Here is a 14,086-nt window from a genome sequence, read left to right as displayed (position 1 = left end):
CATGGATATTCGCAAACTGCAGCGCGTGATCGTCGACGCCCTCGAAGACGTCAAAGCGCAAGACATCAAGGTGTTCAACACCAGCCACCTCACCGATCTGTTCGACCGCGTGATCATCGCGAGCGGCACCTCGAACCGCCAGACCAAGGCGCTCGCCAACAGCGTGCGCGAATCGGTCAAGGAAGCCGGCGGCGAGATCATCAGCTCGGAAGGCGAGGACACCGGCGAATGGGTGCTGGTCGACTGCGGCGACGCCGTGGTCCACGTCCTTCAGCCGGCACTGCGCCAGTACTACCGCCTCGAGGAAATCTGGGGCGAGAAGCCGGTGCGCATGAAGCTTGCCGGCAGCGGCCCGGCGGGCGCGTCGGTCTCCGTCGATGAAGACGAGGACGGCGAGGACGATCCGACCGCCAAGCCGGCTCGCAAGGGCGGCCACCTGCGCCGCAGCTGAGGCGTGGGCGTACGTGAAGCGTTGGAAGTGAGTTCGCACCCATGAAGCTGCATATCGTCGCCGTCGGCCACAAGATGCCCGGCTGGGTGTCGGACGGGTTCGACGAATACGCGAAGCGCATGCCGCCCGAGTTGCGTATCGAGCTACGCGAGATCAAGCCCGAGTTGCGCTCGGGTGGCCGCAGCGCCGAAAGCGTGATGGCTGCCGAGAAGACCCGGATCGAAGCGGCGCTGCCGAAGAGCGCGCGCATCGTCGCGCTCGACGAGCGCGGCCGCGACTGGACCTCGATGCAGCTCGCGCAGGCGCTGCCGGGCTGGCAGCAGGACGGGCGCGACGTCGCGTTCGTGATCGGCGGCGCGGACGGGCTCGACCCCGAGTTCAAGGCGCGCGCCGACATGCTGCTGCGGATCTCCAGCCTCACGCTGCCGCACGGCATGGTGCGCGTGTTGCTCGCCGAGCAGCTTTACCGCGCGTGGAGCATCACGCAGAATCACCCCTACCACCGCGCATGACGCGCCGCGTTCGCGCGCCGTCATGTGCCCACCACGAGAACCATGACGATGTCCGATCGCCGCCTCCTGCCCGACACGACCTACCCGTTCGTCTATCTCGCCTCGCAAAGCCCGCGCCGGCAGGAATTGCTGAGCCAGCTCGGCATCCGCTTCGAATTGCTGCTGCCGCGTCCCGACGAGGATGCCGAGTCGCTCGAGGCCGAGCTGCCCGGCGAATCGGCGGCCGACTACGTGGTGCGCGTATGCGCCGCGAAGGCCGATGCGGCGCGCGCCCGGCTCGTCACCAGCGCCCTGCCCGCCGCGCCCGTGCTGGTGGCGGACACCACCGTGACAATCGACGGCAGCATCCTCGGCAAACCCGCCAGCGCCGACGATGCACTCTCGATGCTCGCGCGCCTGGCCGGCCGCACCCATGAAGTACTGACCGCGCTGGCCGTGGTCGACGCCGACGGCACCCCGTTGATGCCGGCCCTGTCGCGCTCGACCGTGCAGTTCGGGCCGGTCGGCGCCGAGGCGCTGGCGCGCTACGTGGCCAGCGGCGAGCCGTTCGGCAAGGCCGGCGCGTATGCGATCCAGGGCCGCGCGGCGGAGTTTGTCGAGCGAATCGACGGATCGCATTCCGGTATCATGGGTCTGCCCCTATTTGAAACCGCCGCGCTGCTGCGCGCGGCGCGTGTCGTTTTCTGAGCCCGCCATGAACGAAGAAATCCTGATCAATCTCACCCCGCAGGAAACGCGGGTCGCGCTCGTGCAGCAAGGCGCGGTGCAGGAGCTTCATGTGGAGCGCACGCTGTCGCGCGGCCGCGTCGGGAACATCTATCTCGGCAAGGTCGTGCGGGTGCTGCCCGGCATGCAATCGGCGTTCATCGACATCGGCCTGGAGCGCGCCGCGTTCCTGCACGTGGCCGACATCTGGCAACCGCGCCCGCCGGGCGACCCGCACGGCAGCGTGCCGCATCCGCCGATCGAGAAGATCGTGTTCGAAGGCCAGACGCTGATGGTGCAGGTGATCAAGGATCCGATCGGCACCAAGGGCGCGCGGCTGTCCACCCAGGTCAGCATCGCCGGGCGCACGCTGGTCTACCTGCCGCAGGAGCCGCATATCGGCATCTCGCAGAAGATCGAGAGCGAGGCCGAGCGCGAGGCCGTGCGGGCGCGGCTGACCGCCGTGATCCCGCCCGAGGAGAAAGGCGGCTACATCGTGCGGACCATCGCCGAGGACGCCAGCGGCGAGGAGCTGGGCGCCGACGTGACCTACCTGCGCAAGACCTGGGCGACCATCGTCGCGCAGGCGCAGCGGCTGCCGGCCACCAGCCTGCTTTACCAGGATCTCGACCTCGCGCAGCGCGTGCTGCGCGATTTCGCGAACGACGACACCTCGAAAATCCAGATCGATTCGCGCGAAACCTTCGCGCGGCTGTCGACGTTCGCGGGCGAATTCACGCCCGCCGTCAGCGCGCGCCTGCATCACTACACCGGCGAGCGGCCGCTGTTCGATCTCTACAACATCGAGACCGAGATTCAGCGGGCGCTGTCGCGCCGTGTGGATCTGAAGTCGGGCGGCTACCTGATGATCGATCAGACCGAGGCGATGACGACGATCGACGTCAACACCGGCGGCTACGTTGGCGCGCGCAACTTCGACGACACGATCTTCAAGACCAATCTCGAGGCCGCGCATACGATCGCGCGGCAATTGCGGCTGCGCAATCTGGGCGGGATCATCATCATCGACTTCATCGACATGGAGAACGCCGAGCATCGCGACGCCGTGCTCGGCGAGTTGAAGAAGGCGCTGTCGCGCGACCGCACGCGCGTGACGGTGAACGGCTTCTCGCAGTTGGGGCTGGTGGAGATGACGCGCAAGCGCACCCGCGAATCGCTGGCGCACGTGCTGTGCGAACCCTGCCCGACCTGCCAGGGCAAGGGGCAGGTGAAGACGCCGCGCACGGTGTGCTACGACGTGCTGCGCGAGATCCTGCGCGAATCGCGGCAGTTCAACCCGCGCGAGTTCCGCGTGATCGGGTCGCAGCAGGTGATCGACCTGTTCCTCGACGAGGAATCGCAGCATCTGGCGATGCTGATCGATTTCATCGGCAAGCCGGTGTCGCTGCAGGTGGAGTCGAATTTGAGCCAGGAGCAGTACGACATCGTGCTGATGTAGGTGCTGCACAGCCCCGTCGAACGGGAAAACGCCGCCCCCTTTTTCCTCACCTAGAATGAAAACCTCAACGCAGCGTTTCGCGGGCCCGGTGCGTGACACCCACGCATCGCCTGCGGCGACACGGAGGCCATCATGACGGCAACGCTCGAGGTCCCGCCCCGGATCGAAACGATCCCCTACGAAGGCTACGAAATCCACGTTACGGTCCGCCCCGCCACGGCGGTAGCGAACCGGCATACCTACATCGGCTATGTCTGCCATCCGGGCGCCAGCCCGGCGCTGCCCGGGCACACGGTGCCGTTTCATCCGAACGGCGAGGAAAGCTTCGCCACCGCCGACGAAGCGATTCGCGACGCGAAGCGGGTGGGCAGCATGATCGTCGATGGCTCGCATGCGGATCTATCGGTGCTGTCGCTCGTCACGCACGGCTACTGAGCCGCTAATCGCTTCATTCAAAGCAACGCGGCCGGCATTCGCGATCGAATGCCGGCCGCGTTGCTTTCCTCGCTGCTGCGTCAGCGCGCCGACACGCCGCACGCCCCCCGCGCCGAACCGCCCCGCATCACCTGGCGCTGCGACAGCCTCAACGCCGCAAACGCCGCCAGCGTCAGCACCGCCGACACCGCCGCCAGCGCGCCGAGCCCGACGTGATCGGCCACCCACCCGCCGATCCCCGCGCCCAGCGAAACGCCGAGAAAGATGCCCGACGAATTGAGCGCGATCACCATCCCGCGATAGTCCGGCTCCAGCGACACCACGCGACGCAACTGCGACGGATAGAACAGATCCTGCATCAGCGCCCACACCACGAGCAGGGCGAGCAACGCGGCCTGCCGCACGCCGTCGGCCCAGGCCGCCGCGCCGAGCAGCACGATCGCGACGAACACGGGCGCCATCGTGCCCATCACGATCGTCAGCAGCCGTTCGGCCGAATGCCGCTGCGACAGACGCTGCGCGACGAGATTGCCCACGATCCCGGTCACGCCGAACACCAGCAGCGCCACGCCGCCCTGCGCCGCGCTCGCGCCGAAGCGCCCGGCCGCAAGCGGCAGGATCAGCGTGTAGGTGGAGAAGAACGCCGCCGTCTGCAGCACGATCACGGCCAGCCCCGCGGCGGTTGCCGGGCGCGCCAGCAGCCGCGCGAGGCCGGCCGGGCGCATCCGCTCGCCGTGCGACGCGTCGCGCACGGCCGCGGCGATCCAACCGGCGCTGGCCGCCCCGATCGCGGCCAGCGCGACGAACACGCCGCGCCAACCGAACGCATGCGCGATGACGGCGGCCAGCGGCGCGGCAATCACGCTCGACAGCGTGACGCCGACGAACACCACGGCCAGCGCCTTGCCGCGCCGCTCCACGGGCGTGATCTCCGCGCCGATCGCATTGGCCAGCGGGGTGACCGCCGCGGCGCCCAACCCCGCCACGATCCGCGCCGCCAGCAGGCTGGCGAAGCTCGTCGCGCACGCACTGGCCAGCGTGGCGAGGATCAACACCGCCAAGCCACCCAACAGCAGGCTGCGCCGCCGCGCGTGCCCGGCCACGATCTGGATCAGCGGCGCACCGAGCGCGAACGCGATCGAAAACGCGCTCATCAGCAGTGCCGCGCGCCCCGGCGAGATCCGCCACGCACCGGCCAGCGCCGGCAACGCGCCGACCACCCCGTAGGACATCGCCCCCACGGCGAAATTGGCGCTCGCCAGTGCGCGCAACGCATGGCGCTCCGGTTCTTTTGAAGTCATGGCCTGTCCGCTCCCTGTTCGTCAAAGGATCACGGAGACAGTCTGCGGGCATGCTTGGTATATTTGAAATCGATTATTAATATGGGAGCCATCGATATGACGGATATCCAGCCGGTGCTGCGCGGCGCGGATCTGGCCTTGCTCGGCTCGCTCGACGTCCTGCTCGACGAGGCGAACGTGACACGCGCGGCGGCGCGTCTGCATCTGAGCCAGCCCGCGCTGTCGGCGCAACTGGCGCGGCTGCGCGAGCTGACCGGCGATCCGCTGCTGGTGCCGGCCCGGCACGGCCGCGGCATGACGCCGACGGCGCGCGCGCTGGCGATCCGCGAGCCGCTGCGCGCGGCCCTGCAAGGCCTGCAGGCGGCGCTCGCGCATGGGGTTGGATTCGATCCCGAACACGACGCGCGGACGTTCAACGTGATCGCCAGCGACAACGGTTTCGTGATGGCCGGCGTCGATCTGGTCAAGCGGGTGGCGCAGCGCGCCCCGAACGTGCGGCTGGCGTTCCGCTCGGTACCGACCGACCAGGCCGGCGCGTGGCTCGAAAACGGCTCGGCGGACCTGCTGATTGCCGCCGATTTCGCGATTCCCGTTGGCATGACGACGCGCGCGCTGCTGCGCGAGCGCTACGTCATGGCGCAACGCAAAGGCCATCCGCGCGGCCTCGCACCGCCCGACCTCGACGCCTACTGCGCCCTCGACCATGTGATCGTGTCGAGCGACGGCGGCGGCTTCCACGGCTTCATGGACGACGCGCTCGCGCGCCGTGGCCGCACGCGCCGCGTGACGATGTCGGTTCAGCAGTACCATCTCGCGCCGCTGGTACTGGAGGCGACCGATTGCGTCTGCGCGCTGCCCGAGCGCTTCCTGGAACGCTTCGACAGCCGGCTCGACCTGCTGCCGCTGCCGGTCGAAGTCGGCGGTTTCGGCCTGAACGCGGCCTGGCACCCGCGCGACGAGGCAAACGCCGCGCACCGCTGGCTGCGCGAGCAGCTATTCTCCGCGCTGGCCCCGGCCGACGGTCGCGTCGATACGCAGCCGGGCGCGGCTTCGTCTACCATCGTCGGCACACCCGCCCCGCCCCCGCCAAGGAAGCCCGCATGAGCCGCGATCTCGGTCTCGAAGAAGTCCTCAACGACGAACTGCGCGACGAAGCCTGGATCACGGGCCGCGCGATGTTCGGCGGCTGGGCCTGGATGGCCGACGGCAACCTGCTGTGCGCCGCGCGCCACGACGGCATGCTGGTGCGGCTCGGCAAGGGCAAGGAGGGCTGGGCGGTGGCGATGCAGGGCATCGAGCCGATGCGCAACGGCGATCGGCCGATGGCGGGCTGGGTCTGGGTGTCGCCCGAGCGCTGCGCGCAGGACGCGGTGCGGCGGCGCCTGCTCGACGCGGCGCTGGCGTTCGTCCGGACGCTGCCGCCGAAATGAACGCGCGCGCCGGGCCGCAGGTCGGGACCGCGCGCGGCAAGGCCGGCGTGCCCGCGAACGGCGTGGCGAACGGCCCGCGAGCGAACCCGGAAGCGGCCCGACAAGAACGCTCCGAGACGGGCTCCGAAACCGGCCTTGAAACAGGCTCCGCGGCAGGCCTCGAAATGGCCTCCGGAGCAAGCCACCGACCTGCCCGCCGTGCCCCGGCGCGCCCCCGTTTTCGACGGCAGGCCGCGCGCACAGGTTAAACTCACGCCCTGCGCGGTGCCGCCACGGCATCGACCCTCAATCGCCGCAGCGCCGCCCATGCGGCCTGCCCCGGCCCTTGGAGTTCCCGTAGATGAGCGGCGGCCTTCCGCGTCTCGCAATCCGTTTTCCGAAATTCGCCGTGTCGCGCGCGCCCGTCGCCGCTGCGTTCGTCGCGATGCTGATGCTGTCCGGCTGCGGCCTGCTGCGCCCGCCGCAAGCGCCGGCGCCGATCGTCGACGCGGCGGTCGAAACGCTCGACGAGCAGGGCCTGCCGATCGCCACGCCCGAGCCGGCCTCCGAGGTCGAGCCGCCCGAGGACACCGACACGCAGAAGAAGCCGCACCGCGAGGCGCCGCGCCCGCGCGTCGTCAAGCGCCCGACGCCGCCGCAACCGGCGCCGCCGCCTCCGCCGCCCCCGCCGCCGCTGATCCAGACCCGCACCATCGAGCGCAACCAGCTCCATTCGCTGCTCGACAGCGAAGTGCGCCGCCGCGACGGCAAGGTGATCGGCCGCGCGGTCGACATGATCGCCGACGCCGCCGGCAAACCGAACCGCATGATCGTCAACCTGCAGGGCTTCATGGGCATCGGCGACCGCAAGGTCAGCTTCCCGTGGCGCCTGTTCCGCTTCACGCCGGGCGGCCGCAACCAGCCGATCCTGCTCGACGTGCCCGCGGGCGAGCTGCCGCCGGCCGACCGGCCGAAGGGCATCTCGCTGAGCGGCTCGTCGCACGGCGACGCCACGCCGAACACGCTGCCGGTGGTCGATGCCGACGTCGCGCGCTCGAACGGCGCGGAAATCGGCCGGATCGTCGACGTGCTGATCGACCGCGATGCTCAACCGCAGGCCATCGTGCTGGACCTCGGCGGCCTCGTGAATCCCGACCGGCGCACCATCGCCGCGAGCTGGTCGGCGCTGCGTTTCGCCACCAAGGACAAGGCGCTGCGCGCGCTGCTCGACCTGTCCGACGCGCAGTTGAAGGCCTCGCCGCCCTACCAGGCCGACAAGCCGGTGATCGCCGTTTCACCGCCCGCCGAAGCACCGGCGGCCAGCACCACGGGTGCCAATCGATGACCGGCGGCAACGCGGTCACCCCGCGCAGCCTGCGCGCCCTCGATTGGGTCAACTTCTTCGTCGCGAACGTGCAGACGGGCTTCGGCCCGTTCATCGCGTCCTATCTCGCCTCCCACAAATGGACCCAGGGCGAGATCGGCCTGGTGCTGTCGATCGGCACGATCAGCGCGATGGTCAGCCAGGTGCCGGGCGGCGCGGCCGTCGATGCGCTGAAGAACAAGAAGGGCGCGGCGGCCTGGGCGATCGCGGCGATCATCCTGTCGGCGCTGCTGCTGGCCGTCAGCCCGACCATCGTGCCGGTGATCGCGGCCGAGGTGTTCCACGGCTTCGCGAGCTGCATGCTGACGCCGGCCATGGCGGCCATTTCGTTCGCGCTGGTGGGTCGCGCCAACCTCGGCAACCGGCTCGGCCGCAACGCGCGCTGGGCGTCGATCGGCAGCGCGGTGGCGGCGGGCCTGATGGGCCTGACCGGCGAGTACATCTCGGCGCGCGCCGTGTTCTGGCTGACGGCCGGGCTGGCCATGCCGGCGCTGATCGCGCTGTCGATGATCCAGCCGACCAACACGGTCGCGCCGCCTCCGGCGCCGGGTCGCGGCAGCAACACGATGGCCGACGGGCCGCGCGAGACGATCTTCCATCTGCTGCGCGATCGCCGCATGTTGATCTTCGCGGCCTGCGTGGTGCTGTTCCACCTGTCGAACGCGGCGATGCTGAACCTCGCGGCCGGCGAAGTGACGGCCGGCATGGGCGACAACGTCCAGCTCGTGATCGCGGCGTGCATCATCGTGCCGCAAGCGATCGTCGCGATGCTGTCGCCGTGGGTGGGGCGTTCCGCGCAGCGCTGGGGCCGCCGGCCGATCCTGCTGCTCGGCTTCTCGGCGCTGCCGATACGCGCGCTGCTGTTCGCCGGCGTCAGCAGCCCGTACCTGCTGGTGCCGGTGCAGATGCTCGACGGTATCAGCGCGGCCGTGTTCGGCGTGATGCTGCCGCTGATCGCGGCCGACGTGGCCGGCGACAAAGGCCGCTACAACCTTTGCATCGGGCTGTTCGGGCTCGCGGCCGGGATCGGCGCGACGTTGAGCACGACGCTGGCCGGCTTCGCCGCCGACCACTTCGGCAACACCATGAGCTTCTTCGGGCTGGCCGCGGCCGGCGCGATCGCCGTGGCGCTGGTGGCCGCGGCCATGCCGGAGACGCGCGATGCCGGCATCGGCGACGACACGCCAGACGAATCTGACAAATCGGACGACTCGTCCGGTTCGTCGGGCACGCCGGCGGCAACCGCCTGACCCTCCAGCCCGCACCGGATTCATGGATACGATTCGCACGCTGCACGACACGCGCCGCCAGATCCAGCAGTCGATCGCCACGCTGTTCAAGGGGATGTCGCTGCGCGAGCGCGCCAGACAAGGCACGGCGATGGCGCTGCAAGCCGTGTTCGGCGCCTGTCTCGCCTACGGCATCGGCCGCCTGCTGCACTCCGAGCAGGCCGTGTGGGCCGCCGTGACGGCGATCTCCGTCACCCAGCACCAGTATTCCGACACGATGAACCTGTCGCGCGACCAGTTCGTCGGCGCGATGGCGGGTGGCGTGCTCGGGTTCGCCGGCGCCGCGCTCGGCAGCGCGAACACCACCACGCATCTGCTCGCCTATGCGGTGGCGATCGCCGCGACTATCGTGATCTGCTGGTGTCTGAACGTCGGCAGCGCGGCGCGGCTGGGCGGCGTGACCGCCACCATCGTGCTGCTGTTTCCCGGCAACGGGCCGCTGTGGGACATCCCGCTGATCCGGCTCGGCATGGTGACGCTCGGCACCGTGTGTGCGCTGCTGGTGTGCCTCTTGCAGGCGCGAATCGAGCGCTGGTGGTGGCCGGCGCTCGCGCCCTCCGCCGAATCGAACACCGCCAACGCGCCGCCCGGCACACCCGACGAGCCCCCCTCGCCGCACTGATCTCCACTATGAAAAATGCCCGCTGACACCAGCGGGCATTTTTCATGAGCAAGCCGGATTCCCGGCTCGCGGCGTTCTAGCACGCCCGGCTTACTGGCCGATACGCAGCACGATGCCGTTGCTGATCTGCACGAGCAGGTAGTCGCCGCCGATACCGACCCACTGATAACCGCGCGGCGGCGGGGCCAGGTTGTACGAGCGCCAATCGTCGACCACGTACTGGCGGTCACGATATTCCTGCGGCAGGCGATCGCCGCGATGCCAGTCGCGATGGCCTTCGATGAAACCACCCGGCTCGCCACCGCGCGGGGGCGGCGGGTGACCACCGGGGCCGCCAGGGCCACCGTGGCCGGGATGGGGTTGCGGATGCGGCGCCGGACCACCATGGCCGCCGGGGCCGCCAGGACCACCGTGATGATCGCCCTGCGCGCCGGGGCCGCCCGGGCCGGGGCCGTGATCGCCGCCGTGCGGGGGTTGCTGCGCGTACGCGAGCGACGATCCGAGCGAACCGGCGAGCCACAGCGCGAGCAGCCAACGTGACGTCTTCATGTCGTTTCTCCCAGGTTGGCCGGCCGAATGGCCGACCGGCGCGGCAAGCCTAACATGGGGACGGATGCGCGACATGACAGCGCGTTACACGCTCAGGCGGCCTGCTGCTGGAACTGGATCCGGTGCAGGTGCGCGTAGAGGCCGTCGCGCTTGAGCAATTCGTCGTGGCTGCCCTGCTCGGCGATGCGGCCGCCTTCGAGCACCAGAATGCGGTCGGCGCGCTCGATGGTCGACAGCCGGTGCGCGATCACGAGCGTGGTGCGGCCTTCCATGAGCCGTTCTAGCGCGGCCTGTACATGGCGCTCGGATTCGGAGTCGAGCGCCGAGGTGGCTTCGTCGAGGATCAGGATCGGCGCGTTCTTGTAGATCGCGCGCGCGATCGCGAGCCGCTGGCGCTGCCCGCCCGACAGGCGCATGCCGTTGCCGCCGACCAGCGTGTCGAGCCCGTTCGGCATCGCGGCCACCATGTCGGCCAGGTTCGCGGCCTCCAGCGCCGCCTGCACGCGTTCGCGGTCGGGCGTCTCGCCGTAGGCGACGTTGGCGGCCACCGTGTCGTTGAACAGCACCACATCCTGGCTCACCATCGCGATCTGGCTGCGCAGCGCATGGATGTCGTAGTCGGCCACCGGCACGCCGTCCACCAGGATCGCCCCGCCGGTCGGATCGAAGAAGCGCGGCAACAGGTTCACGAGCGTGGATTTGCCGCCGCCCGACGGGCCGGCCAGCGCCACCATCTCGCCCGGCGCCACCGTGAACGCGATACGGTCGAGCGTGGGCCGCTCGCTCGCGCCGTAGTCGAACGACACGTCGCGGTATTCGATCTCGCCGCGCCCCTGCGTGAGCGGCAGGCCGCCACCCTTCGGCTCAGCCGGTTCGTCGATCAGGCCGAAGATCAGCTCGGCCGCGGTCATGCCCCGCTGCAGCGGCTGGTTCACGTCGATCAGATGCTTGAGCGGCGAGATCACCAGCAGCATCGACGTGACGAACGCCACGAAGCCGCCCACCGTGGTCTGGTCGTTGGCCGACTGCACCACCGCGATCGTGATCACCACGGCCAGCGCGATCGACGACAGGAACTGCGTGATCGGCTGCGCGAGGCCGCCTGAAACCGTCATGCGCATCGCGTAGCCGCGCAGGCGCTTGCTCATCTCGGTGAAGCGGCTGATCTCGTACTGCTCGCCGTTGTGGATCTTGACGACCTTGTAGCCGGCCACCGTCTCCTCGACGATGTACGACAGCTCGTTGGTCAGCGACTGATGCTCGCGGTTCAGGCGGCGCAGGCGGCGATTGATCTTGCTGACCAGCCAGCCGATGCCGGGCAGGATCACCGCGACGATCAGCGTGAGCCGCCAGTTCAGATAGAACAGGTAGCCGAGCAGGAAGAACACCGTCAGCGAGTCGCGCACCAGCGTGATCATCACGCCGGTCAGCACGCTGAGGATCTGGTTGACCTCGAACACCACGGCGTTGATGACCGTGCTGGCCGTCTCGCGCTGGAAGAACGAGGCGCCGGTGTGAATCATCCGCTCGAACATCTGGAGCCGCAGTTGCAGCAGAATCCGGTTCGAGACGTAGTTGAGCAGGTAGTTCGACGCGTACTGGGCCACCCCGCGCACCAGCGCCAGCCCGATGATCGCGGCCGGCACGAACCACTTGGCGCGCTCGCTGCTGTGTGCGCCGAAGCCGTGATCGAGCAATGGCTTGAGCATCGCCGGGATGCCCGCCTCGCTGGCCGCCACCACGCCCATCGCCAGGATCGCCAGCACCAGCGTAAGCAGCACCGGCCGGATATACGGCCACAGGCGGCGCAACACCGCCCGCGGCGATGTGTGGGCGCCTGTTCCGATCGACTTGCGCAATGTGTTCTGGTTTTCCAAGGACTGTCCTTCGACAAAGCCGCGCAGCGCGCGGCGCGATGCCCGGCGGCCATACGCCGTACATCATAAAAATGGCGGCCATTATAGCCTTCCCGCCCGCCGCGAACCGGTGCCCCGGCCGCACGGCCAGGGCCGACAGGTATACTCGCGCACACCCGCTTCCCCCTTCCGATTGACGACCGACCGCATGGCCGAACCCACTCTCGGCGTCGCGCTGATCGCGCTGAACGCCGCCGCCCGCCTCCCCGACTGTCTCGCCGCGCTCGGCTTCGCCGACGAGGTCGTGCTGATCGATGGCGGCAGCACCGACGCCACCGTCGAGATCGCCCGCGCCCACGGCGCGCGCGTGGTGGTCGAACCCGAATGGCCCGGCTTCGGCCCGCAGAAGAACCGCGCGCTGGCGCAACTGTCGACCGACTGGATCCTCTCGCTCGATACCGACGAGGTCGTCACGCCCGAGCTGGCCGCCGCGATTCGCGCGGCGATCCGCGCGCCCGGCGCCGAGATGTATGCCGTCGATCGCCTGTCGAGCTTCTGCGGCAGCTGGATTCATCACAGCGGCTGGTATCCGGACTGGATTCCGCGCCTGTTCCGGCGCGGCACCGCGCGCTTCTCCGACGATCTGGTGCACGAACGGCTGATTTACGACGGCCCGGCCGCTCGCCTCGCGGGCAAGCTGCTGCACTACTCCTACGAGGATTTCGAATCGGTGCTCCGCAAGCTCGATGCCTATTCGAGCGCCGGCGCCAAACAGCGCCGCGCGGCGGGCCAGCAGGGCGGCTTCGGCAAGGCGCTGGGCCGCGGCCTGTGGGCCTTCGTGCGGACCTACGTGCTGCGGCGCGGCTTTCTCGACGGCCGCGCCGGCTTCATGATCGCGGTGTTCAATGCCGAAACCGTCTATTACCGGTTCCTGAAGCTCGGCGCGCCGCCACGCGCGGGCAAGCTAGGCGACTGAGCCGCGCCATGGCGAGCGTCCCGGCCCGCACGGCCGGTTCGATCCCGCGCGGCCGGCCGAGTACAATGCGGGCCACCGCCGCGCGCCGCATGCCACGCGCGTTCGTCCGTGCCACCGCGCGCGCCCCCGTTTCCGAAGCCGACCGCCATGTTCTCCATCATCATCCCGACCTGGAACAACCTGCCGTACCTGCAATGCGTGGTGGCCAGCCTGCGCCGCCATTCCGCGCACGCGCACCAGATCATCGTGCACGTCAACGACGGCTCGGACGGCACGCTCGACTGGGTTCGCCAGGAAGGCATCGAGCACACGGCGTCGCCCACCAACATCGGCATCTGCCATGCGGTGAACCTCGCCGCCGCGCGCGCGACGCGCGACTACATCGTCTACATGAACGACGACATGGCCGTCTGCCCCGGCTGGGACAGCGCGCTGCTGGCGCGCGCGCAGGCGATGCCGTCGACGCTGTTCATGCTGTCGGGCACGATGGTCGAACCGCGCGACACCGGCAACCCGTGCGTGGTGGTGCGCGATCTCGGCCGCAACGCCGAGGCGCTCGACCTCGACGCGCTCGCCGCCGCCACCCCGAGCCTCAAGCGTGCCGACTGGCTCGGCGCGACCTGGCCGCCGACGCTCGTGCATCGCGACTGGTGGCACCGGGTGGGCGGCTACAGCAGCGAACTGAGCCCGGGCATGAGCAGCGATAACGACCTGTCGATGAAGATGTGGGATGCGGGCTGCCGGATCTTCATCGGTGTCGGCGACAGCCTCGTTTACCACTTCCAGCAGAAGAGCACGGGCAAGGTCGTCAAGAACGACGGTCGCCGCCAGTTCCTCAACAAGTGGGGCATGACGCAGGCGACGTTCGACCGCTTCTACCTGCGCCGCGGTCAGCCGCTCGGCCAGACGCTGGCGCTGGGCGAGCCGCCCGTCGAGGGCAGCCTGAAGCGCGCGCTGCTGCGCTCGCGGCTGAAGCGGGCGTTTTCCTGAACGCTCGATTGGCCACTTGAGCGGCGGCCCGGTTCCGCCCGGCCCCCTTGCAATCGCCTGACGCAGCCGGGCAACAACATCCGGGCCTTGGATTTGCCGGGCGGCAACGGCGCTCGCGTATACTCCGCACTTCGTCGCAAGGGCACCC

Annotated in this window: 15 protein-coding genes; 12 read left to right on the top strand and 3 right to left on the bottom strand. The window is 69.4% G+C overall.

The features are described 5' to 3' along the window. Position 1 precedes the first annotated feature (1 nt). From rsfS to AB4851_RS21160, 5 genes are all read left to right on the top strand, one after another. Positions 2–451, top strand: a complete 450-nt coding sequence (rsfS, locus tag AB4851_RS21180; protein ID WP_414451342.1) for a ribosome silencing factor — start codon at positions 2–4, stop codon at positions 449–451. A gap of 41 nt (positions 452–492) precedes the next feature. Continuing rightward, positions 493–963, top strand: coding sequence for a 23S rRNA (pseudouridine(1915)-N(3))-methyltransferase RlmH (rlmH, locus tag AB4851_RS21175; RefSeq protein WP_414442682.1), 471 nt, complete (start codon positions 493–495; stop codon positions 961–963). 42 nt (positions 964–1,005) lie between these two features. Continuing rightward, on the top strand, positions 1,006–1,650 hold the full coding sequence (locus AB4851_RS21170) for a Maf family protein (RefSeq protein ID WP_414442683.1): 645 nt from the start codon (positions 1,006–1,008) through the stop codon (positions 1,648–1,650). A gap of 7 nt (positions 1,651–1,657) precedes the next feature. Further along, positions 1,658–3,127, top strand: coding sequence for a ribonuclease G (rng, locus tag AB4851_RS21165; RefSeq protein ID WP_414442684.1), 1,470 nt, complete (start codon positions 1,658–1,660; stop codon positions 3,125–3,127). 132 nt (positions 3,128–3,259) lie between these two features. Beyond that, on the top strand, positions 3,260–3,562 hold the full coding sequence (locus AB4851_RS21160) for a hypothetical protein (protein ID WP_414451341.1): 303 nt from the start codon (positions 3,260–3,262) through the stop codon (positions 3,560–3,562). Between the two features lie 80 nt (positions 3,563–3,642). Here AB4851_RS21160 and AB4851_RS21155 read toward each other — a convergent pair whose 3' ends face one another. Further along, the gene (locus AB4851_RS21155; protein ID WP_414451340.1) at positions 3,643–4,863 is read right to left on the bottom strand and encodes an MFS transporter; all 1,221 of its coding nucleotides are present in this window, start codon (positions 4,861–4,863) and stop codon (positions 3,643–3,645) included. Positions 4,864–4,944: 81 nt separating this feature from the next. Between AB4851_RS21155 and AB4851_RS21150 the strand changes: the two genes are divergently transcribed. The 5 genes from AB4851_RS21150 (at position 4,945) to AB4851_RS21130 (ending at position 9,567) form a co-directional block, all read left to right on the top strand. After that, complete coding sequence (locus AB4851_RS21150; RefSeq protein ID WP_414451339.1) at positions 4,945–5,967, top strand: LysR family transcriptional regulator; 1,023 nt, start codon at positions 4,945–4,947, stop codon at positions 5,965–5,967. Then, positions 5,964–6,293, top strand: a complete 330-nt coding sequence (locus AB4851_RS21145) for a TfoX/Sxy family protein (protein WP_414451338.1) — start codon at positions 5,964–5,966, stop codon at positions 6,291–6,293. The genes AB4851_RS21150 and AB4851_RS21145 overlap by 4 nt, the downstream gene beginning before the upstream one ends. A gap of 340 nt (positions 6,294–6,633) precedes the next feature. Then, the gene (locus tag AB4851_RS21140; RefSeq protein ID WP_414451337.1) at positions 6,634–7,617 is read left to right on the top strand and encodes a PRC-barrel domain-containing protein; all 984 of its coding nucleotides are present in this window, start codon (positions 6,634–6,636) and stop codon (positions 7,615–7,617) included. Next, a complete protein-coding gene (locus AB4851_RS21135; RefSeq protein WP_414451336.1) occupies positions 7,614–8,906 on the top strand; it encodes an MFS transporter in 1,293 nt (430 codons plus the stop codon). Before AB4851_RS21140 ends, AB4851_RS21135 begins: the two co-directional genes overlap by 4 nt. A 22-nt stretch (positions 8,907–8,928) precedes the next feature. Next, positions 8,929–9,567, top strand: coding sequence for an FUSC family protein (locus tag AB4851_RS21130; RefSeq protein ID WP_414451335.1), 639 nt, complete (start codon positions 8,929–8,931; stop codon positions 9,565–9,567). A gap of 90 nt (positions 9,568–9,657) precedes the next feature. Here the strand turns inward: AB4851_RS21130 and AB4851_RS21125 are convergent, their stop codons facing one another. After that, positions 9,658–10,116 (bottom strand): RcnB family protein, encoded by a 459-nt coding sequence (locus tag AB4851_RS21125; RefSeq protein ID WP_414442702.1) that lies wholly within the window; start codon positions 10,114–10,116, stop codon positions 9,658–9,660. Positions 10,117–10,208: 92 nt separating this feature from the next. Then, positions 10,209–11,993 (bottom strand): lipid A export permease/ATP-binding protein MsbA, encoded by a 1,785-nt coding sequence (msbA, locus tag AB4851_RS21120; protein WP_414451334.1) that lies wholly within the window; start codon positions 11,991–11,993, stop codon positions 10,209–10,211. Between the two features lie 187 nt (positions 11,994–12,180). On the opposite strand from msbA, the gene AB4851_RS21115 reads away from it, so the two are divergent. After that, positions 12,181–12,948: a glycosyltransferase family 2 protein gene (locus tag AB4851_RS21115; RefSeq protein WP_414451333.1), complete on the top strand. Its 768-nt coding sequence runs from the start codon at positions 12,181–12,183 to the stop codon at positions 12,946–12,948. Between the two features lie 147 nt (positions 12,949–13,095). Then, positions 13,096–13,938 carry a glycosyltransferase family 2 protein gene (locus tag AB4851_RS21110; protein WP_414451332.1) on the top strand — a complete coding sequence of 281 codons (843 nt, stop codon included), beginning with the start codon at positions 13,096–13,098 and terminating at the stop codon, positions 13,936–13,938. Positions 13,939–14,086 lie beyond the last annotated feature (148 nt).

This window comes from Burkholderia sp. 22PA0099 (assembly GCF_047497165.1).
GTDB lineage: Bacteria > Pseudomonadota > Gammaproteobacteria > Burkholderiales > Burkholderiaceae > Burkholderia.
This window is presented reverse-complemented; position numbering and strand designations above follow the sequence as displayed.

Coding starts and splice junctions, on each gene's coding strand:
- AB4851_RS21115 (WP_414451333.1), top strand. CDS start 12,181: ATGGCCGAACCCACTCTCGGCGTCGCGCTGATCGCGCTGAACGCCGCC.
- AB4851_RS21110 (WP_414451332.1), top strand. CDS start 13,096: ATGTTCTCCATCATCATCCCGACCTGGAACAACCTGCCGTACCTGCAA.
- AB4851_RS21140 (WP_414451337.1), top strand. CDS start 6,634: ATGAGCGGCGGCCTTCCGCGTCTCGCAATCCGTTTTCCGAAATTCGCC.
- AB4851_RS21130 (WP_414451335.1), top strand. CDS start 8,929: ATGGATACGATTCGCACGCTGCACGACACGCGCCGCCAGATCCAGCAG.
- AB4851_RS21170 (WP_414442683.1), top strand. CDS start 1,006: ATGACGATGTCCGATCGCCGCCTCCTGCCCGACACGACCTACCCGTTC.
- rsfS (WP_414451342.1), top strand. CDS start 2: ATGGATATTCGCAAACTGCAGCGCGTGATCGTCGACGCCCTCGAAGAC.
- AB4851_RS21135 (WP_414451336.1), top strand. CDS start 7,614: ATGACCGGCGGCAACGCGGTCACCCCGCGCAGCCTGCGCGCCCTCGAT.
- AB4851_RS21145 (WP_414451338.1), top strand. CDS start 5,964: ATGAGCCGCGATCTCGGTCTCGAAGAAGTCCTCAACGACGAACTGCGC.
- rng (WP_414442684.1), top strand. CDS start 1,658: ATGAACGAAGAAATCCTGATCAATCTCACCCCGCAGGAAACGCGGGTC.
- AB4851_RS21125 (WP_414442702.1), bottom strand. CDS start 10,116: ATGAAGACGTCACGTTGGCTGCTCGCGCTGTGGCTCGCCGGTTCGCTC.
- AB4851_RS21160 (WP_414451341.1), top strand. CDS start 3,260: ATGACGGCAACGCTCGAGGTCCCGCCCCGGATCGAAACGATCCCCTAC.
- rlmH (WP_414442682.1), top strand. CDS start 493: ATGAAGCTGCATATCGTCGCCGTCGGCCACAAGATGCCCGGCTGGGTG.
- AB4851_RS21150 (WP_414451339.1), top strand. CDS start 4,945: ATGGGAGCCATCGATATGACGGATATCCAGCCGGTGCTGCGCGGCGCG.
- AB4851_RS21155 (WP_414451340.1), bottom strand. CDS start 4,863: ATGACTTCAAAAGAACCGGAGCGCCATGCGTTGCGCGCACTGGCGAGC.